Source organism: Saccharopolyspora phatthalungensis, from assembly GCF_014203395.1.
GTDB classification, from domain to species: Bacteria; Actinomycetota; Actinomycetes; order Mycobacteriales; family Pseudonocardiaceae; genus Saccharopolyspora; species Saccharopolyspora phatthalungensis.
This window is the reverse complement of record NZ_JACHIW010000001.1, coordinates 641,144-660,633: the sequence shown is the minus strand read 5'-3', so window position 1 is coordinate 660,633 and position 19,490 is coordinate 641,144. Positions and strand designations below refer to the sequence as shown.

General features: G+C 69.8%; 12 protein-coding genes and 1 pseudogene. 10 read left to right on the top strand and 3 right to left on the bottom strand.

The features are described 5' to 3' along the window. The first annotated feature begins 78 nt into the window (after positions 1 to 78). Together BJ970_RS02885 and BJ970_RS40340 are read left to right on the top strand one after the other, a co-directional pair. On the top strand, positions 79 to 1,395 hold the full coding sequence (locus BJ970_RS02885; RefSeq protein ID WP_312864081.1) for an OFA family MFS transporter: 1,317 nt from the start codon (positions 79 to 81) through the stop codon (positions 1,393 to 1,395). Continuing rightward, positions 1,392 to 1,499 (top strand): MFS transporter small subunit, encoded by a 108-nt coding sequence (locus tag BJ970_RS40340; RefSeq protein WP_446689078.1) that lies wholly within the window; start codon positions 1,392 to 1,394, stop codon positions 1,497 to 1,499. Before BJ970_RS02885 ends, BJ970_RS40340 begins: the two co-directional genes overlap by 4 nt. Before the next feature lie 43 nt (positions 1,500 to 1,542). On the opposite strand, the gene BJ970_RS02880 is transcribed toward BJ970_RS40340, so the two are convergent. After that, positions 1,543 to 3,840, bottom strand: coding sequence for an FdhF/YdeP family oxidoreductase (locus BJ970_RS02880; RefSeq protein WP_184723337.1), 2,298 nt, complete (start codon positions 3,838 to 3,840; stop codon positions 1,543 to 1,545). Positions 3,841 to 3,966: 126 nt separating this feature from the next. Between BJ970_RS02880 and BJ970_RS02875 the strand changes: the two genes are divergently transcribed. From BJ970_RS02875 to BJ970_RS02865, 3 genes and pseudogenes are all read left to right on the top strand, one after another. Beyond that, positions 3,967 to 6,615 carry a valine--tRNA ligase gene (locus tag BJ970_RS02875; protein ID WP_184723334.1) on the top strand — a complete coding sequence of 883 codons (2,649 nt, stop codon included), beginning with the start codon at positions 3,967 to 3,969 and terminating at the stop codon, positions 6,613 to 6,615. A 199-nt stretch (positions 6,616 to 6,814) separates the two neighbouring features. Then, positions 6,815 to 8,212 (top strand): annotated as a pseudogene (folC, locus tag BJ970_RS02870) (bifunctional tetrahydrofolate synthase/dihydrofolate synthase); the annotation flags it as partial. Then, the gene (locus BJ970_RS02865; protein WP_312864080.1) at positions 8,209 to 8,691 is read left to right on the top strand and encodes a DUF4233 domain-containing protein; all 483 of its coding nucleotides are present in this window, start codon (positions 8,209 to 8,211) and stop codon (positions 8,689 to 8,691) included. The pseudogene folC and the gene BJ970_RS02865, both read left to right, overlap by 4 nt. Positions 8,692 to 8,792: 101 nt before the next feature. Here the strand turns inward: BJ970_RS02865 and BJ970_RS02860 are convergent, their stop codons facing one another. Next, positions 8,793 to 9,893 (bottom strand): zinc-binding dehydrogenase, encoded by a 1,101-nt coding sequence (locus BJ970_RS02860; protein ID WP_184723327.1) that lies wholly within the window; start codon positions 9,891 to 9,893, stop codon positions 8,793 to 8,795. Between the two features lie 251 nt (positions 9,894 to 10,144). Between BJ970_RS02860 and BJ970_RS02855 the strand changes: the two genes are divergently transcribed. From BJ970_RS02855 to BJ970_RS02835, 5 genes are all read left to right on the top strand, one after another. After that, positions 10,145 to 11,680 carry an alkaline phosphatase D family protein gene (locus BJ970_RS02855; RefSeq protein ID WP_184723324.1) on the top strand — a complete coding sequence of 512 codons (1,536 nt, stop codon included), beginning with the start codon at positions 10,145 to 10,147 and terminating at the stop codon, positions 11,678 to 11,680. 228 nt (positions 11,681 to 11,908) lie between these two features. Beyond that, positions 11,909 to 12,319 carry a nucleoside-diphosphate kinase gene (gene ndk, locus BJ970_RS02850; RefSeq protein WP_184723321.1) on the top strand — a complete coding sequence of 137 codons (411 nt, stop codon included), beginning with the start codon at positions 11,909 to 11,911 and terminating at the stop codon, positions 12,317 to 12,319. A gap of 112 nt (positions 12,320 to 12,431) precedes the next feature. After that, complete coding sequence (locus tag BJ970_RS02845; RefSeq protein ID WP_184723318.1) at positions 12,432 to 14,396, top strand: TIGR03960 family B12-binding radical SAM protein; 1,965 nt, start codon at positions 12,432 to 12,434, stop codon at positions 14,394 to 14,396. A gap of 307 nt (positions 14,397 to 14,703) precedes the next feature. Then, a complete protein-coding gene (locus BJ970_RS02840; RefSeq protein ID WP_184728832.1) occupies positions 14,704 to 15,498 on the top strand; it encodes a TIGR03936 family radical SAM-associated protein in 795 nt (264 codons plus the stop codon). Positions 15,499 to 15,664: 166 nt separating this feature from the next. After that, complete coding sequence (locus tag BJ970_RS02835; RefSeq protein WP_184723315.1) at positions 15,665 to 18,553, top strand: translation initiation factor IF-2 N-terminal domain-containing protein; 2,889 nt, start codon at positions 15,665 to 15,667, stop codon at positions 18,551 to 18,553. A 203-nt stretch (positions 18,554 to 18,756) separates the two neighbouring features. Here the strand turns inward: BJ970_RS02835 and BJ970_RS02830 are convergent, their stop codons facing one another. Beyond that, complete coding sequence (locus tag BJ970_RS02830) at positions 18,757 to 19,470, bottom strand: AraC family transcriptional regulator (RefSeq protein ID WP_184723311.1); 714 nt, start codon at positions 19,468 to 19,470, stop codon at positions 18,757 to 18,759. Between the last annotated feature and the right edge of the window lie 20 nt (positions 19,471 to 19,490).

Here is a 19,490-nt window from a genome sequence, read left to right as displayed (position 1 = left end):
GGCGAAATCACCCTCGTTCAGCGCCTGTACACAGTATGCTCGGCCGCGCTGTGATCAACATCGCGTCGGGGAGGTCCCGTGGTCGCAGACCTGCTAGCTCCCGAACGAATCGTCGCACCCGCTGATTGGAACCGGTGGCTGGTTCCGCCCGCGGCCCTCGCGGTGCACCTGTCCATCGGACAGGTCTATGCCTGGAGCGTCTTCAAACCGCCGCTGGAGGACGCCCTGGGGTTGTCCGGGACGCTCAGCGCGCTGCCGTTCCAGTTGGGCATCGTGATGCTGGGACTGTCCGCCGCGCTGGGCGGGACGCTGGTGGAGCGACGCGGGCCGCGGTGGGCGATGGCGGTATCCGCCACCTGCTTCTCGCTGGGGTTCCTACTCTCCTCGCTTGGCGTCGCGCTCGGCCAGTACTGGCTGGTGGTGCTCGGTTACGGGTTCGTCGGCGGGATCGGGCTCGGCATCGGCTACATATCGCCGGTGTCGACGCTGATCAAGTGGTTCCCGGACCGGCCGGGCATGGCGACCGGGATCGCGATCATGGGCTTCGGCGGCGGCGCGCTGATCGCCTCGCCGTGGTCGACGCAGATGCTGGAGTCCTTCGGCACCAGCCGGTCCGGGATCGCGTTGACGTTCTTGGTGCACGGGTTGGTCTACGCGGTGTTCATGTCGCTGGGCGTCGCGCTGGTCCGGGTGCCGCCGGCAGCGAAGCAGGGTGTCCGGCAAGTGATCACCACGGCGAACGTGACGGCCCGGAACGCGGTCCGCACGCCGCAGTTCTGGCTGCTGTGGGTGATCCTGTGCTGCAACGTCACGGCCGGGATCGGGATCCTGGAGAAGGCCGCACCGATGATCGCCGGCTTCTTCGCCGGGAGTTCGACGCCCGTCGCGACCGGCGCGGCGGCCGGCTTCGTCGCGCTGCTGTCGCTGACCAACATGGCGGGGCGGTTCGCCTGGTCGTCCACATCGGACATCGTGGGGCGCAAGAACATCTACCGCCTCTTCCTGGGCGGCGGCGCGCTGCTCTACCTGGGCATCCTGCTGCTCGGGGCGACCGGCGTGCCGGTGTTCGTGTTCTGCGCGATGCTGATCCTGTCGTTCTACGGCGGGGGTTTCGCGACGATCCCGGCGTACCTGAAGGATCTGTTCGGCGGCCTCCAGGTGGGCGCGATTCACGGCCGGTTGCTCACCGCGTGGTCGGCCGCCGGGGTGCTGGGCCCGTTGATCGTCAACGCGATCGCCGACGTCCGCAAGGCGGCCGGGGCCACCGGGCCGGACCTGTACACGACATCGCTGTACATCATGATCGGCCTGCTGATCGTCGGTTTCGCGGCCAACGAGCTGGTGCGGCCGGTCAACCCCAAGTTCCACGAACCGGTCTCCGGAGGTGCGCGATGAGCCGCCGAGCGCTGCTCGTGCTCGCCTGGGCGTGGGTCGGGTTGCCCTTCGCCTACGGCGTCTATGAACTCGTGCAGAAGGTCACCCAGCTCATCACCGGCTGATCCCTCCGGGGGAGATTTCCGTTGAAATCGGCGGTCGACACGGTCAGGCCCGCTCCAGCCGGATGATGACGGCCTTGGAGACCGGGGTGTTGGACCGCTCCGCCACCGAGTTCAGCGGCACCAGGGGATTGGCTTCCGGGTAGTAGGCCGCCGCGCAGCCCCGGGCCGTCGGGTAGGCGACGATCCGGAAGCGCTCCGCGCGGCGTTCTTCGAGCGCGCCGTCCACGGCCGTCCACTCCGAGATCACGTTTACCAGATCTCCGGCTGTGAAGCCGAGTTCGGCGATGTCCTCGCCGTTGACCAGCACTACGCGGCGGCCGTCCTCGACGCCGCGGTAGCGGTCCGACAGCCCGTAGATCGTGGTGTTGTACTGGTCGTGGCTGCGCAGGGTCTGCAGCAGCAGCCGCCCCGCGGGCACGCGGATCGGCTCCGGCACGTTCACCGTGAAGTTCGCCTTGCCGGTCGCGGTCGGGAAGGTGCGGCTGTCGCGCGGCGGGTGCGGCAGCACGAAACCATCCGGTTCGCGGACCCGCCGGTTGTAATCGGCGCAGCCGGGCACGACCTGCGCGATATGATCCCGGATCACGTCGTAGTCGTGCTCGAAAGACTCCCAGCGCACCGGGTGATCCGGGCCGAGCAATTCGCGCGCCATCCGGCACACGATCGCGACTTCCGACAGCAGATCGCCCGATGCCGGGGCGAGCCGTCCGCGCGAGGTGTGCACCACCGACATCGAATCCTCGACGGTCACGAACTGCTCGCCGCCGGCCTGCACGTCGCGTTCGGTGCGGCCGAGCGTGGGCAGGATCAGCGCGGTCCGCCCCGGGGTGACGTGTGAGCGGTTGAGCTTGGTGGACACCTGCACCGTCAGCTCGCAGCCACGAAGCGCCCGCGCGGTCGCGTCGGTGTCCGGCGTCGCGGAGACGAAGTTCCCGCCCATTCCCAGGAACACCTTGACCCGGCCGGACTGCATGGCCCGGATGGTGTCCACTGTGTCCAGTCCGTGGTGGCGCGGAATCGGCACCTCGAACTCGCGCTCCAGCGCGGCCAGGAACGAGTCCGGCATCTTCTCCCAGATGCCCATCGTGCGGTCGCCCTGCACGTTGGAATGGCCGCGGACCGGGCACACCCCCGCGCCGGGCTTGCCGATCATCCCGCGCAACAGCAGCAGGTTGACCACCTCGCGGATGGTGGCGACACCCTGCCGGTGCTGGGTGAGCCCCATTGCCCAGCACGCCACGGTGCGCCGCGAGGAGATCAGCATCTCGGCGATCCGCTCGATCTGCTCGCGGGCCAGCCCGGTGGCCTCGGCGGTGGCCTCCCAGTCGACGTCCTCGGCCTGGGCGGCGAACTCGGCAAAGCCGTGCGTGTGGGCGTCGATGAATGTTTGGTCCACCGCGCCCGCCTTGAGTACCAGCGCGTTGAGAGCCTTGAACAGCGCCAGGTCGCCGCCGATGCGGATCTGCGCGAACTCGTCGGCCAGCTGGGTGCCGTCACCGACCACGCCGCGCACGTTCTGCGGGTTCTTGAACCGCATCAGCCCGGTCTCCGGCAGCGGATTGACCGCGATGATCTTCCCACCGCGCCGCTTGACCTTCTCCAGCGAGGACAGCATCCGCGGGTGGTTGGTGCCCGGATTCTGGCCCACCACCAGCACCAGGTCCGCGTGCTCCACATCGGACAGTGACACCGAGCCCTTGCCGATGCCGATGGTCTCGGTCAACGCCGAACCGGACGACTCGTGGCACATGTTCGAGCAGTCCGGCAGGTTGTTCGTGCCGAAGCTGCGCACCAGCAGCTGGTAGAGGAATGCCGCCTCGTTGCTGGTGCGGCCCGAGGTGTAGAACGCCGCCTCGTCGGGCGAGGCCAGCCCGCGAAGGCCCGCCGCGATCACCCGGAACGCCTCGGTCCAGCCGATCGGGCGGTAGTGGCTGTCGCCGTCGCGCAGGATCATCGGCTGGGTCAGCCGGCCCTGCTGACCCAGCCAGTAGTCGGTCTTGCCGGCCAGGTCGGTTACCGAGTGACGGGCGAAGAACTCCGGCCCGACCCGCCGTGTCGTCGCCTCCTCGGCGACCGCCTTCGCCCCGTTCTCGCAGAATTCGGCGATCTTGCGCTTGTCGCCCTCGTCCTCGCGAGGATCCGGCCACGCACACCCCGGACAGTCGAAACCCGCGCGTTGGTTCAGCAGCGGCAACGTCCGGGCGGTCCGGGCCAGGCCCATCTGCTCCCAACTGCGTTGCAGCGAGACCAGCACCCCTTTCACGCCGGCCGCGGCATGGCCGGGCTGGCCGACTCGGAGGGCGTTTTCGTCGATGTCCTGTTCTGGGGCTCCTCGCGACATGGGAATAGCGTGCGACACGGTTCAGAGCGCAGCACCGCGGGGGTGGCGGGAGTCACATCAGCGGTGGTTGCGACGGAGGTGAATGCCCGCAAAACGCGCTGAACAGGCACTCGTAGAATTCGGTGCGTGACACAGACCCATGCCGCCCAGCAACGTGAACTTCCGTCGACCTGGAACCCGGCCGACGTAGAGGCCGAGCTGTACCAGCGCTGGGTAGCCGCCGGGTATTTCACCGCCGACGCGAACAGCGACAAGCCGCCGTTCTCGATCGTCATCCCGCCGCCGAACGTCACCGGCAGCCTGCACATCGGGCACGCCTTCGAGCACACCCTGATGGACATCCTCACCCGGCGCCGCCGGATGCAGGGCTACGAGGCGCTGTGGCTGCCCGGCATGGACCACGCGAGCATCGCGGTGCAGGCGCTGGTCGAACGGCAGCTCCGCGACGAGGGCATCGACCACCGCGACCTGGGCCGCGAGGCGTTCCTGGAGCGGGTGTGGCAATGGAAGGACAAGCACGGCGGGGCGATCTTGTCCCAGATGCGTCGCCTGGGCGACAGCGTGGATTGGACCCGCGAGCGCTTCACCATGGACTCCGGGCTGTCCCGCGCCGTGCAGACGATCTTCAAGAAACTCTACGACGACGGGCTGATCTACCGGGCCGAGCGGCTGGTCAACTGGTCGCCGGAGATGCGCTCGGCGATCAGCGATATCGAGGTGGAGCACAAGGAGGTCGAGGGCGAACTCGTCTCCATGCGCTACGGCGACGGCGAGAACTCGATCGTGGTCGCCACCACCCGGGTCGAGACGATGCTCGGCGACACGGCCGTCGCGGTGCACCCCGACGACGAGCGCTACCGGCACCTCGTCGGCACCGAGATCGAGCTCCCGCTGACCGGGCGCAAGATCCCGATCATCACCGACGAGCACGTCGACCCCGAGTTCGGCACCGGCGCGGTGAAGGTGACCCCGGCCCACGACCCGAACGACTTCGAGATCGGCAAGCGGCACGAGCTGCCGATGCTGACGATCATGGACGAGCAGGGCCGGATCGCGCACACCGGCACGCAGTTCGACGGCATGGATCGCTTCGAGGCACGCGGCGCGGTCCGCGAGGCCCTTCGCGAACAGGGCCGCATCGTCGCGGAGAAGCGCCCGTACCTGCACAGCGTCGGGCACAGCTCGCGGTCGAAGGAGCCGATCGAGCCGCGGCTGTCGCTGCAGTGGTTCGTCAAGGTCGGCCCGTTGGCCAAGGCCGCCGGGGACGCGGTGCGCGACGGCCGGGTGGCGGTGCACCCGCCGGAGATGGCCAAGCGCTACTTCGACTGGGTCGACAACTTGCATGACTGGGCCATTTCACGGCAGTTGTGGTGGGGCCACCGCATCCCGATCTGGTACGGCCCGAACGGGGAGGTCGTCTGCGTCGGACCGGACGAGGAACCGCCGTCGGGCGAGGGCTGGCGCCAGGACGAGGACGTGCTGGACACCTGGTTCTCCTCGGGCCTGTGGCCGTTCTCCACGATGGGCTGGCCCGAGAACACCCCGGAGCTCCGGAAGTTCTACCCGACCAGCGTGCTGGTCACCGGCTACGACATCTTGTTCTTCTGGGTCGCCCGGATGATGATGCTCGGCCTGTACGCGATGAGCGATCGAGAGCCGTCTGGTGCCGTGCCTTTCCGGGTGATCGCGCTGCACGGCATGGTTCGCGACGCGCACGGCAAGAAGATGTCGAAGTCCGCGGGCAACACCGTTGACCCGCTGGTGTGGATGGACACCTACGGCACCGACGCGCTGCGGTTCACCCTGGCGCGTGGGGCCAACCCGGGCGCGGACTCGCCGATCAGCGAGGAATGGGTGGCCGGGTCGCGCAGCTTCGGCACGAAGCTGTTCAACGCCACCAAGTTCGCGATGCTCAACGGTGCCCGGGTGCCGGAGCGGTTGGCCGACCGGGCCGAGCTCACCGACGCCGACCGCTGGATCCTGGACCTGACCGACCAGCTGGTGTCCGATGTGGACGAATTGCTGGAGGACTTCCAGTTCGCCAAGGCCACCGAGGCGCTCTACCACTTCACCTGGGACGAGTTCTGCGACTGGTACCTAGAGCTGTCCAAGGTTCAGCTGGACGCGGGTGGCGACCGGGCGGAGCGCACCCGCGAGGTGCTCGGCCACGTGCTCGACGTGCTGCTGCGGCTGCTGCACCCGATCATCCCGTTCATCACCGAGACGCTGTGGACCTCGTTGACCGGTGGCGAGTCCGTGGTCGTCGCGGACTGGCCGAAGGCGTCCGGGGCGGTGCGCGACGAGGCAGCCGCGGAGCGGATCGTCGCGGTGCAGAAGCTGATCACCGAGATCCGGCGGTTCCGGTCCGACCAGGGGCTCAAGCCGGGGCAGCGGGTCGCGGCCAAGCTCGGCGGCGTGGCGGAGCTGGGATTGGCCGACCACGTGCCCGCGGTTCGGGTGCTGGCCCGGGTCACCGCGCCGACCAACGGGTTCACCAGCTCGGCGGCCATCGAGGTCGGATTGACCGGTGGGAACGTGTCGGTGGAGTTGGACCTCTCCGGTGCGGTCGACGTGGCCGCCGAGCGCAAGCGGCTGGCCAAGGACCTGGCCGTGGCGGAGAAGGAGCTGGCCGGAACCGATAAGAAGCTGAACAATCCGGCGTTCCTGGACAAGGCCCCGGCCGACGTGGTGGACAAGATCAAGGCCCGCCGCGAAACGGCCCAGGCCGACATCGCCCGCATCAGCGCCCGCCTCGCGGCTCTCCCCGAGGCCTGACCACCTGGCGACGTGCTACCTGAGGGGCTCCTTTGACCTGTGCAAAGGAGCCCCGCACGCATTTCCGGGAACTGACCATCGAGTCGTGGCCCCCGCCGCCGCGGCTGCCCCCGCAGTTCCAGGCGGGGTCGGCCGGAGCGGGTCTTCGGCGGCTGGCCGATGGCCGAGACGTAGACTGTGACCTCGACATTCTTCGTCGCCCAGCAAGACATCGCAGGGGAGTGAGCACTTGTCCGGCACCGATCCCGCCGCGCTGCAGGAGCTGCGCGTGGTGGAGGCCGAGCTCAACGAACGCTGGCCGGAAACCAAGATCGAACCGTCGCTCGACCGGATCCGGGCGCTGGCCGACCTGCTCGCCGATCCGCAGCACAGCTATCCGGTCGTGCACATCGCCGGTACCAACGGCAAGTCGTCGACCTCGCGCATCATCGACGCACTGCTGAGCGGGCTCGGGCTGCGCACCGGCCGCTACACGAGCCCGCACCTGCAGCTGGCCACCGAGCGCATCAGCATCGACGGCGCGCCGATCAACCCGGCCGGTTACGTCGAGGCGTACCGGGACGTCGCGCCGTATGTGTCCATCGTGGACTCGCGCAGCGACGTTCGGATGAGCAAGTTCGAGGTGCTCACGGGGATGGCGTTCGCGGCCTTCGCCGACGCCCCGGTGGAGGCCGCGGTGGTCGAGGTCGGCCTGGGCGGCAGCTGGGACGCCACCAACGTCGCCGACGCGAAGATCGCGGTGATCTGCCCGGTCGCGCTGGACCACGCCGAGTACCTCGGCACCGAGCTGGGTGGCATCGCCACGGAGAAGGCCGGGATCATCAAGCCCGGTTCCATCGCCGTGGTGGCGGCACAGCCAGCCGAAGCGCAGAAGGCGATCATGGAGCGGGTCGCCGAGGTGGACGCGACGGTGGCCCGCGAGGGCCAGGAGTTCGGCGTGCTGTCCCGGACCGTCGCGGTGGGCGGTCAACTGCTCCGGCTGCAGGGTCTGGGCGGGGTGTACGACGAGATCTTCCTGCCGCTGCACGGCGAGCATCAGGCGCGCAACGCCGCGTTGGCGCTGGCGGCGGTCGAGGCGTTCTTCGGTGCCGGCGCCGACCGGCAGCTCGACGTCGAGCGGGTCCGCGAAGCCTTCGCCAGCGTCACTACGCCTGGACGCCTGGAGCGGGTTCGGGCCGCACCGGCGGTGCTCGTCGACGCTGCCCACAACCCGCACGGCACTCGCGCCTTGGCTGACGCGCTGAGCTCAGAGTTCTCCTTCCGCCGCCTGATCGCCGTGGTGGGGGTGCTCCGCGACAAGGACGTGCGCGGCATCCTTACCGAGCTGGAGCCGGTGGTGGAGGAGATCGTGCTGACCAAGAACTCCTCGCCCCGCGCGATGGATCCCGACGAACTAGCGGGCGTGGCCAAGGGCATCTTCGGCCCGGACCGGATCGTCGTGGAGCCCCGGCTGGACAATGCGGTCGAGACCGCGATCCAGCTGGCCGAGGAGACCGAGGAGCCGGGCGAGTCGGTCTCCGGCGGCGGCGTGGTGATCACCGGTTCCGTGGTGACCGCGGGCGAGGCACGCGCGCTGTTCGGCAAGGAGCCGGCGTGAGCGATCCGCAGAACACTGGAGCCGTCGTGACCGATCAGCCGAAACCCGAGCCAGGCAGGGGCCTGCCGGAGGCGCCGCCCGGCGTGCGCGACCCCTGGAAGGGCCTGCGCGGGATCATGGCGGGCACGTTGGTGCTGGAGTTCATCACCTTCATGCTCGCGCTGCCGGTGGTCGGCAAGCTCGGCGGTGGCGTCTCCAGCATCGGCTTCATCATCGTCACGGTGCTGTCGGTGTTGATGCTGGTCGCGGCGTTCGTGCAGCGCCGTCCCTGGGGGCTTGGCGTGGCGCTCGCCCTGCAGGTCGCCATGATCCTGTGCGCCTTCGTGCACCTGGCGGTCGGGGTCATGGGCGTGATTTTCGCCGCGGTGTGGGGCTACCTTCTCTACCTGCGGCGGGACGTCGCCCGCCGGATGCGCGAAGGTCAGCTCTACGACCAGCTCGGCCACCCGCCCGGGTATCCGCCGGAGCAGACCGACTGAGGCTCCGCCTGGCCAGGACCGTGCTCCGTGCTGCGATACCGCCGCTAATTCGCCCGGCGATCGGCGGAGCCGTGGTGAAGCCGGGAGAACTGCTCGGGTGACTAGCCGATGTCGATGACGGCTCGGCCGACGGTTTCGCCGTGCTTCAGGGCGTCGTAGGCATCTTGGACCTGCTCGAAGGGGTAGTGGCGGCTGATCGCGTCCTGCGGGCGCAGCAGGCCGCGGGCCACCAGGTCCAGCAGGACCGGCATGTCGCGTCGCGGTTTCGCGCCATAGGAGCCCTTGATCTGCAACTTCCGCCGGGCGATGGTGGCCAGGTCGAACTCGCCGGTAGTGCCCCTGGCGGCGATGCCGACCACCACGACCTGCCCGCCTTCGACGACCGCGTCGCGAGCGATGTTGAACGTCGCTACCGCGCCCAGCGCCTCGAAGGCGACATCCACGCCCCGCCCGCCGGTCAGCTCGCGGATCTTCGCCGAGGCGTCGACCTCGGCCGAGTTGACCGTGTGCGTCGCGCCGAGCTTGCGCGCCCCGGCCAGCTTCTCCTCGCTGATATCCACCGCGACGATCGGCGAGGCGCCGAACACCGTCGCCAGCTGGATCAACGCCGAGCCGACCCCGCCCGCCGCGACCACTGCCACGGCGTCGCCGACATGCACGTTCGCCGCGTGGCGCAGCGCTCCGTAGGCGGTCATCGTCGCGCACCCCACCGAAGCGACGTCGGTCAGCTCGACGCCCTCCGGAACGCGGTAAACCGAGGTCGCGGGTGTGACGCAGCGTTCCGCCAGGCCGCCCATCGAGTACATCCACACCGGTTCGCCGTCCGGCCGGAACAGCCGGGTCTCGTCGTCGTAGAGCCGCCCCTTGCCCCGGTTGAATTCGAAGAACCGCTGGCAGATCTCCTCGTTGCCGCGCGCGCATTGCTCGCATTGGCCGCACGGCATGATGAAACTGGTCACCACCCGGTCGCCCACCTCGAATCCGGTGACGCCCGGCCCGACCTCGGAGATCATCCCGGCTACCTCGTGCCCGAGCACGGTCGGCGTCGGGAACGGCAGTTCGCCCTTGAGCACATGCAGGTCCGTGTGGCAGGCGCCGCACGATCGCACGTCGATCGCGACCTCGCCGAGCTTCGGCCGGGGATCGGCGAGCTGCTCGATCCGCATCGGCTGGTTCGCGGCGGTGTGCACGGCGGCGCGCATCCGGACCTCCTCGTCGGACCGCCCAGTCGGTTCGCTCGTGAAGCTATCGCGCCGATCTCGCCCGCACCAGAGATGCGACGCTCGCGGCTGCCCGGCCGGGCTCTATCCCGGTTGGAGGCCCTTATGCACTCATGACCGGGTCGTGCGCTCGTGACCGAGTCGTGCACTCATGACCAATCTGCACGAAATCTTCACCTGCGGGCCCACTTTCGGTGGTCACGCTGCCGCCACGGCCGATTAGAAAACGCCGCATGAGCCATGAACCAGTTTTGAACCGGCGCGACCTCCTCCGACGTGGCGCCACCGGCATCGGCCTCGCGGCGGCCGGGCTGCTGCTGCCCGGCACCGCGTTGGCAAGCTCGGGTCGTCCGGTCCTGACCCACGGCGTGCAGCTCGGCGACCCCCGACCGGACGGGGCCGTGGTGTGGACCCGCGCCGACCGGCCGTCGCGAATGTTCGTCGAGATCGCTCGGGACGCCGATTTCCGCGGCGCGGTGCGGATTCCCGGCCCGGTCCTGACGCCGGAGACCGATGGCACCGGCGAGCTCCAGCTGACCGGATTGCCGCCGGGGAAGCAGATGCATTACCGCGTCATCGCCCAGGACCTCGACGGTCGCGTCGAAAGCGACGCGCTGACCGGAACCTTGCGCACAGTGCCGCGAAACCGGCGCGACGTGCGGTTCCTGTGGTCCGGTGACGTCGTCGGGCAGGGCTGGGGCATCAACCCGGACATCGGCGGCATGACGATCTACGCCGCTATGGCCGCCCGCAACCCGGACTTCTTCCTGCACAGCGGCGACACGGTGTACTCCGACGGCCCCTTGCGGGAATCCGTGACGCTGCCCGACGGCCGGGTGTGGCGCAACATCGTCACCCCGGAGAAGTCCAAGGTCGCCGAGACGCTGACCGAGTACCGCGGCCAGTTCGCCTACAACCTGCTCGACGAGAACGTGCGCCGCTTCACCGCGCAGGTCCCGCAACTCGTGCAGTGGGACGACCACGAGGTCACCAACAACTGGTACCCGGGCGAAATCCTGGATTCCGACAAGTACACCGAGAAGCGGGTCGACGTGCTGGCGCAGCGCGCGTTCCAGGCATTCCACGAGTGGCAGCCGGTCCGCCGCCAGGACGCGGTGGACGGCCGCGTGTACCGGAAGGTCTCGCACGGCCCGCTGCTGGAGGTGTTCGTGCTCGACATGCGCAGCTACCGCGACCCGAATTCGCCCGGCACCGCGCCCGAGCGGATCCTCGGTGACCGCCAGGCGCGCTGGCTGGTCGACGAGCTCACCCGCTCCCGCGCGACCTGGAAGGTGATCGCCTCGGACATGCCGATCGGCATCATCGTGCCCGATGGCGACAAGATCGAGGGCGTGGCCAACGGACTGCCGGGCGTGCCCAACGGGCGCGAGGCCGAGCTGGCCCGGGTGCTGCAGGAGATCAGTCGCCAGGCAGTGCGCAACATCGTGTGGCTGACCGCCGACGTGCACTACACCGCGGCGAACCACTATGCCCCGGAGCGGGCGGCCTTCAGCGGCTTCGACCCGTTCTGGGAGTTCGTCAGCGGCCCGCTGCACGCCGGTGCGTTCGGCCCGAACAAGCTCGACCCGACCTTCGGCCCGGAGCAGGTGTTCGTCAGCGCCCCGACCCGCCAGGGCGCCTCGCCGCTGGAGGGCTTCCAGCACTTCGGCGAGGTCAACATCGACGGCCACACCGGACAACTCCGCGTGGACCTCCGCGACCAAACCGGCCGCTCCCTCTGGAACAAGACCCTCGACCCGCGGCGCTGACCGGCGAGGATCGAGGCGTGTGGTGGAGTGCGAGCGGTCGCCGTTGCCGATTTTCCGCACCGGCGCGCATGCTGCGGTGGGACGCCCGGCGGTAACCGCACGTACTTTCCGCCGGTCCGGTTGATCGCCCCCTGGCGGGTAATGTCACCTGCATCGATACGCTGGCGGGCAAATCGGGCGCGGTGCGTGTTCGTAGCCGGCGCCGCAGGTAGCGAAGGAGAGGTAATCGTGAGCGAGCGCACCCTGGTCCTGGTCAAGCCCGACGGGGTCGAGCGCGGCCTGGTCGGCGAGGTGATCAGCCGCATCGAGCGCAAGGGCCTGAAGCTGGTCGCGCTGGAGCTGAAGAACGTCGACCGCCAGCTCGCCGAGCAGCATTACGCCGAACACGACGGGAAGCCGTTCTTCGGCAGCCTGATCGAGTTCATCACCTCCGGCCCGGTCGTAGCCGCGTGCGTCGAGGGCCCGCGCGCGATCTCGGCGTTCCGCCAGTTGGCCGGCGGCACCGACCCGGTCGACAAGGCCGCGCCGGGCAGCATCCGCGGCGACTTCGGCCTGGAGGTCCAGTACAACCTCGTGCACGGGTCCGACTCCGCCGAATCGGCGGAGCGCGAGCTTAAGCTGTGGTTCCCGGAGCTCTGAGTGCCCGGCGATGACAATGGAAATCGGCACGTCTGGCACGTCGATTTCCATTGACATCGCCCCCCGGACCACCGCTTCGCCCACACTCGGCGCGGACCTCTACCCTGGCCGAGTGCGTGTGGAGTCCGTTTTCGACAGGTTGGAACCGCTGCTGTCGCGCGTCTCCAAGCCCGTGCAATACGTGGGTGGGGAGCTCAACGCGACGGTGAAGGCGTGGGACGACGCCGCCGTGCGGTGGTGCTTGATGTACCCCGACGCCTACGAGGTCGGGCTGCCCAACCAGGGCGTGCAGATCCTCTACGAAATCCTCAACGAGCAGCCCGATGTGCTGGCCGAGCGCACCTATTCGGTGTGGCCGGATCTTGAGGAGCTGATGCGGGAGCACGAGATCCCGCAGTTCACCGTGGACAGCCACCGCCCGGTCGCGGCCTTCGACGTGCTGGGCCTCAGCTTCGCCACCGAACTGGGCTACACCAACCTGCTCGGCGCGCTCGACCTCGCGGGCATCCCGCTGCACGCGGCGAACCGCACCGACGACGACCCGATCGTGCTGGCAGGTGGGCACGCCGCGTTCAACCCGGAGCCGATCGCCGACTTCCTGGACGCGGTGGTGCTCGGGGACGGTGAGGAAGCCGTCCTGGAGATCACCGAGGCAATCCGGCGCTGGAAGGCCGAAGGGCGGCCCGGCGGCCGGGACGAGCTGCTGCTCCGGCTGGCCGAGTCCGGCGGCGTGTACGTGCCGAAGTTCTACGACGTCACCTATCGCCCGGACGGCCCGATCGACCAGGTCGTGCCCAACCGCGAGCGGGTGCCGTACCGCGTCTTCAAGCGCACCACCATGGAGCTCGACGACTGGCCGTACCCGAAGCAGCCGCTGGTGCCGCTGGCCGAGAGCGTGCACGAGCGGATGAGCGTGGAGATCTTCCGCGGCTGCACCCGAGGCTGCCGGTTCTGCCAGGCCGGGATGATCACCCGACCGGTGCGGGAGCGGTCCATCGAAGGCATCGGCGAGATGGTGCAGCGCGGGCTTGCGGCCACCGGTTTCGAAGAGGTCGGGCTGCTGTCGCTGAGCTCGGCGGACCACTCCGAGATCGCCGAGCTCACCAAGGGGCTGGCCGATCGCTACGAGGGCACCAACACCGGGCTGTCCCTGCCGTCCACCAGGGTGGACGCCTTCAACATCGATCTCGCCAACGAGCTGTCCCGCAACGGGCGGCGCTCCGGGCTGACCTTCGCGCCCGAGGGCGGCAGCGAGCGGATCCGGCGGGTGATCAACAAGATGGTGTCGGAGGAGGACCTGATCCGCACCGTCTCGGCCGCGTTCGCCAACGGCTGGCGGCAGGTCAAGCTGTACTTCATGTGCGGGCTGCCGACCGAGACCGATGAGGACGTGCTGCAGATCGCCGAGATGGCCAAGGAGGTCATCCGGGCCGGCCGGCAGGCATCGGGGCGCAAGGACATCCGCTGCACCATCTCGATCGGCGGGTTCGTGCCCAAGCCGCACACCCCGTTCCAGTGGGCGTCGCAGACCGACCCGGACACCATCGACGACCGGCTGCGCAAGCTGCGTCAGGCGATCAACGCCGATCGCGGCCTGGGCCGCAACATCGGCATGCGCTACCACGACGGCAAGCCGTCGCTGGTCGAGGGACTGCTGTCGCGCGGTGATCGCCGGCTCGGCCGGGTCATCGAGCGCGTGTGGCGCGAGGGCGGCCGGTTCGACGGCTGGAACGAGTACTTCTCCTTCGAGCGCTGGATGTCCTGCGCCGCCGCCGAGCTGGCGCCGCTGGGCGTGGACGTGGACTGGTTCACCATCCGGGAGCGCGGCGAGGACGAGGTGCTGCCGTGGGACCACCTCGATTCCGGGCTGGACAAGGAATGGCTGTGGGCCGACTGGCAGGACGCGCTGGACGCCCGCGAACAAGATGACTGCCGGTGGACGCCGTGCTTCGACTGCGGCGTCTGCCCGACGATGGGCACCGACATCGAGGTCGGCCCGACCGGGCGAAAACTGCTGCCCATTTCCCCGGTCGGACAGGGCTCGCCGGTGCGCAACCCGGCCTTCGACCACGGCTGACCACCTCGACCGGATGCGGGTTTTCGCTGGTCATCCGATGTGAGCCTGGTGGTCTGCGAGATCCGCCCGGCAGACTCACGGCCATCGGGCAGGGGATGTGCCGAGAAGAACCCCCGCCCGCTCCAGCGGTCGGTGCGGGGGTACGGGCCGAGGTACTGTCCTTCGAAACATGACCCGCAGGTGTTGTCACACTGCGGTTGAGCACGCAAGCATCGGTTTCGGAGCGGTCGGACGACCGCCGATGACGATCATTGGTCGGGAGGGCATTCTGAGTCGGCGAGATCACCCCAATCCCTCGGCGCCGCCGGTGCAGAAGCTGCGGCTGCGCTACGCCAAGCGGGGGCGGCTGCGGTTCACCTCGCACCGGGACGTGGCGCGCACCTTCGAGCGCGCGCTGCGGCGGGCTGGGGTACCCATGGCGTATTCGCAGGGCTTCAGCCCGCACCCGAAGGTGTCTTGGGCGGGCGCGGTGCCCACCGGGGTTTCCAGCATGGCCGAATACGCCGAGCTTCAACTCGTCGAAAGACTCGAACCGGCGGTGCTGCGCGACGAGCTGAACGCCGCGCTGCCCGACGGCATCGACGTGCTCGACGCGGCGGAGGCCGAGCCGGGCGCACTCGCCGACCGGCTGCAGGTCAGCCGGTGGCGGATCGATCTTCCCGGCACGGACGTCGCCGAACTGCGCGACGCCGTAGCGGCGCTGATGGCGGCCGAGACCGCGCTGGTGGAGCGGATGACCAAGGACGGTCTCCGCACCATCGACGCGCGGGCGGCGCTGCTCAGCGCGGAGGTTCAGGACGGTTGTCGGGCGATCGCGCAGAGTGATCAAAATTCCGCGTCGACCGCCCAGGTGGACGATTGGCCGGAGGCATCGGAACCGTATGGGATACTTGTAACGGTCGTGCGGCAGACAACACCGGTCGTACGACCCGACGACGTACTGAGCGCCCTGCGTGTCGTCGCCGGTCTGGCACCGTCGGTCGTCGCGAGCGCGACCCGGCTGGAGCAGGGTCGGCTCGACGACGGGGGAGGGATTGTCGACCCGTTGGCCCGGGCCTCAGGCGGCGACCGGATTCCGGCGGGAGAGCCCGCGACCGGGTGACGGACGGCGCGGACGTCGTCGACCCGCCGTGTGACTTCCCGGCCTGAAGGCCCGGGGCGGAGGGACCACCAGAATTGCCGTCGCCAGCGGGCGGCGGAGACCGAAGATCGCACATGCCTCTGTGCGGCCGCGTCCAGCCGGACGCGCCCGGGGGCGGAGGAGCTGGATGTTGAACATGGATACGCCCGCTGGAAACACCAGCGGGCAATCGCCCACACCTACCCGAGAAGAGCAGGGCACGATCGAGCTGCCCGCCAAGCTCCGGGTGCACGCACTGGCCAAGCTGCTGGGCGCCAGCAGCCGGGAGATCATCACGACGCTGGAATCGGTCGGCGAACCGGTCCGCAGCGCGCAGTCGAACATCACCCGCGAGGTCGCTCTGCAGGTGGTGCAGGCCCTGCACCCCGAACTGGTGGCGGAGTCGGGGGGCACGGCCGCGCAGAACGAATCCGAATCCCGGGTCGAAACCGAGCCGGAGCGGGCGGCCGAGCCCGCAGCGCCGGCCGCCGACTTCGCGCCCGCCGGGAGCAAGCCGGGGGCGGGCACGTCCGTGCCCGGGCTGACGCCGGTCTTCGCCGCACCGGAGGCGATGTTCCTGGCGCCCGACCCGCAGACGGCACGGCCCGCGCCGAAAGCCGAACCGAAGGCCGAGCCGAAGCCGGCGGAGGCAAAGCCGGAGCCCGAAGCCGCCCGGACCGAGGCGCCCGAGGAATCCGCCGAGACCGACGACGAATCCGAACCCTCTGGTCGCCGTCGCCGCAGGCGTGGCCGCCGGGGCCGGGGCCGCGGCCGCGGCGCCGACTCCGAGCCGGGCGGCGAGGAAGAATCGTCGGAGTCCGCCGAGGAGACCAGCGCCGAAGCTTCCGAGGAAAGCGCCGAGGAGCAGTCGGCCGAGTCCTCCGAGGGCGCGAGTGAGTCCAGCCGCCGTCGTCGGCGTCGCCGGCGCCGCAAGGGCGCTGCCGATGACGAGAGCAGCGCCCGCGAGGACGATCCGCCGAACACCGTCGTGCACGTGCGCGAGCCGGCCGCTGAGTCCCGCCAGGACAGCAGCGACGACGAGGTCCGCGCGGTCAAGGGCTCTACCCGCCTGGAAGCGAAGCGGCAGCGTCGTCGGGACGGTCGAGAGGCCGGCCGCCGCCGCGCGCCCGTGCTCTCCGAGTCCGAATTCCTGGCCCGCCGCGAATCGGTGGACCGCAAGATGGTGGTCCGCCAGAACGGCGACCAGACCCAGATCGCGGTCCTGGAGGACAACGTCCTCGTGGAGAACTTCGTGACCTCGTCGGGTTCCGGCTCGCTGGTCGGCAACGTCTACCTCGGGCGCGTGCAGAACGTGCTGCCCAGCATGGAAGCGGCGTTCGTCGACATCGGCCGGGGCCGCAACGCCGTGCTCTACGCCGGTGAGGTGGACTGGGACGCCGCCGGGCTGGCCGGCAAGGCCCGCCGCATCGAGCAGGCCCTGCAGACCGGCGACAGCGTTCTGGTGCAGGTCACCAAGGACCCGGTGGGTCACAAGGGCGCGCGGCTGACCACCCAGATCAGCCTGCCCGGCCGCTTCCTGGTGTACGTGCCCGGCGGCGGCGCCACCGGCATCAGCCGCAAGCTGCCGGACACCGAGCGCAAGCGGCTCAAGGAGATCCTCAAGCGGATCGTGCCGGAAAACGCCGGGGTGATCATCCGCACCGCGTCGGAGGGCACCAGCGAAGAGGCGCTGGACCGCGACGTGCGCCGGTTGCAGGCGCAGTGGGAGGTCATCAAGGAGAAGGCCGAGACGCCGGGCGCGCAGGCCCCGCAGCTGCTCTACGAGGAGCCTGACCTGCTGATCAAGGTCGTCCGCGACCTGTTCACCGAGGACTTCTCGGCCATGACCGTCCAGGGCAACGACGCCTGGGACACCATCGAGGCCTACGTCAAGCACGTCGCGCCGGACCTGGCGCAGCGGTTGTCCAAGCACGTCGGCAAGAACGACGTGTTCACCGAACAGCGGATCAACGAGCAGATCGCCAAGGCCCTGGATCGCAAGGTCTGGCTGCCCTCCGGCGGCTACCTGGTGGTCGACCGCACCGAAGCCATGACGGTGATCGACGTCAACACCGGCAAGTTCACCGGCTCCGGGGGCAACCTGGAGGAGACGGTCACCCGTAACAACCTGGAAGCCGCCGAGGAGATCGTCCGGCAGCTCCGGTTGCGCGACATCGGCGGCATCATCGTCATCGACTTCATCGACATGGTGCTGGAGTCCAACCGGGACCTGGTGCTGCGTCGCCTCACCGAGTGCCTGGGCCGGGACCGCACCCGCCACCAGGTCGCCGAGGTGACCTCGCTGGGTCTCGTGCAGATGACCCGCAAGCGGGTCGGCACCGGGCTGCTGGAGGCATACAGCAGCACCTGCGAGCACTGCCGGGGTCGCGGCCTGATCGTCTCCACCGATCCGGTCACGCAGTCGAACGGGCAGGCGGCCGCCAACGGTACCCGCCGCGGTCGGCACCGCGGCAAGCAGCACGAGGCCGAGCAGCCCGCGCCCCCGGAGCCCCGTGGCGAGGCCAAGCCGGAGGCTGCCAAGACCGAGGTGCCCAGGCCGGAGCCCGTGAAGTCGGCGGAGCCGGTGCGAGCGGAGCCCACTGCGGCCGTCGAGCCGCCGACCGCCAAGGCCGAGCCGGTGTCGTCGGCTCCGATGGCGGAGGCCGCGAAGCCGGCGGCGGAGCCCGAGCCGGCGGCGGCCCCAGCCGTCGAGCCCAGGACCGGGTGCCGGCCGGTGCCGTTCAAGGCCGAGCCCGTCGAGACGCAGCCGGTGGCTTCGGCGTCCCAGCCGGAGAGCGCGGTTGCCAACGGCCGGCCGCGCCGAAGGGCGAGGCGGGCCGCTGGTAGCGCCGGCGCGCCGACGTCTCCGCTGATCGTCAGCAAGCCGGCGGAGCCGCAGCAGGGCGTCGACAACGGCCTGCCGAGAGCCGCTCCGGCCACGCCGGTGCGCCGGGTCCGTCGGGCCCGCCGGGCCGCGTCGCGTCCGGCCGGTCCGCCGGTGGAGGACACGCCGACCGGGACTTCCACCGAAGGCTGAGCAGATCCGCGGGAATGGCCGATTCGCCCAGGGGCGAGTCGGCCATTCGTCTTTGACGTCGGCGCATGACTCGATGCGTCGCAGAACGCGTGGCCGCCGCGGACTTATCCGGTGCTGCCGATCGTGATCTACTACGGCTGGCGCGCGCTCGGAGCCCGCCCTGCTCGTCAACAAGGCGACACCGGCCCATGTGGTGCAGCGCGTCAGCGCGCGAAGTACTGGCGCGGAGTCAGGCCGCTGAGCCGGCGGAACTCGCGGGTAAGGTGCGCTTGGTCGGCGTAACCGGCGGTGCAGGCGAGCTCGGCGAGCCCACCCGGCCCGACGCCGAGCCGCGTCGCCCGCTGGAAGCGGAGCACACCGGCGAGGGTCTGCGGGCCGTAACCGACGGCTGCGGTGACCCGTCGCCGCAGTTGGCGCTCGGAGAGCCCGAGCGCGTCGGCGAGCGCCGGAATGGACGGCGGCACCGGGGCATCGAGAGCGGCGACCGCGGGCGTGAGTACCGGGTCGGGCCGGTATTCCGACAACCGTGAACAAGCGAACTCTTCGAGGATCCGTGCCGCCTGATCCGGTTGCTCGCCAATCCTGTCCACAGTGTCGCGGACCGAAACCCCCCAGACATCCAGGCTGTCGACCTGGAGATCCCGGAGTTCGGTGGCGGGCAGGTCGCCCAACAGCACGCGGGCGGCGCCGGGCCTGGCGCGGATCCCGATGATGCGGCTCCACGGCGGCAGCGCCACGAGCCGGGCGGCGGTGTCCGGCCCGACCACGTCGAGGCGATCGCCCATCCAGATCAGATCCACGCAGCCGTCCGGGACAACGCGCTGCAGATGGCCGTCCGCGTCCGCCCCGTGCGACCACACGCAGGCAATCGCCCCGGCCAGCGCCCCGACCGGCTGCCGCTGCCGATACCGACTCATCCGTCCATGATGCGCAGCCA

What these genes read in the sequence shown, in the direction of transcription:
- BJ970_RS40340 (WP_446689078.1), top strand. Translation starts at nt 1,392, where the DNA reads ATGAGCCGCCGAGCGCTGCTCGTGCTCGCCTGGGCGTGGGTCGGGTTG.
- BJ970_RS02880 (WP_184723337.1), bottom strand. Translation starts at nt 3,840, where the DNA reads ATGTCGCGAGGAGCCCCAGAACAGGACATCGACGAAAACGCCCTCCGA.
- BJ970_RS02860 (WP_184723327.1), bottom strand. Translation starts at nt 9,893, where the DNA reads ATGCGCGCCGCCGTGCACACCGCCGCGAACCAGCCGATGCGGATCGAG.
- BJ970_RS02855 (WP_184723324.1), top strand. Translation starts at nt 10,145, where the DNA reads ATGAGCCATGAACCAGTTTTGAACCGGCGCGACCTCCTCCGACGTGGC.
- BJ970_RS02835 (WP_184723315.1), top strand. Translation starts at nt 15,665, where the DNA reads ATGTTGAACATGGATACGCCCGCTGGAAACACCAGCGGGCAATCGCCC.
- BJ970_RS02830 (WP_184723311.1), bottom strand. Translation starts at nt 19,470, where the DNA reads ATGAGTCGGTATCGGCAGCGGCAGCCGGTCGGGGCGCTGGCCGGGGCG.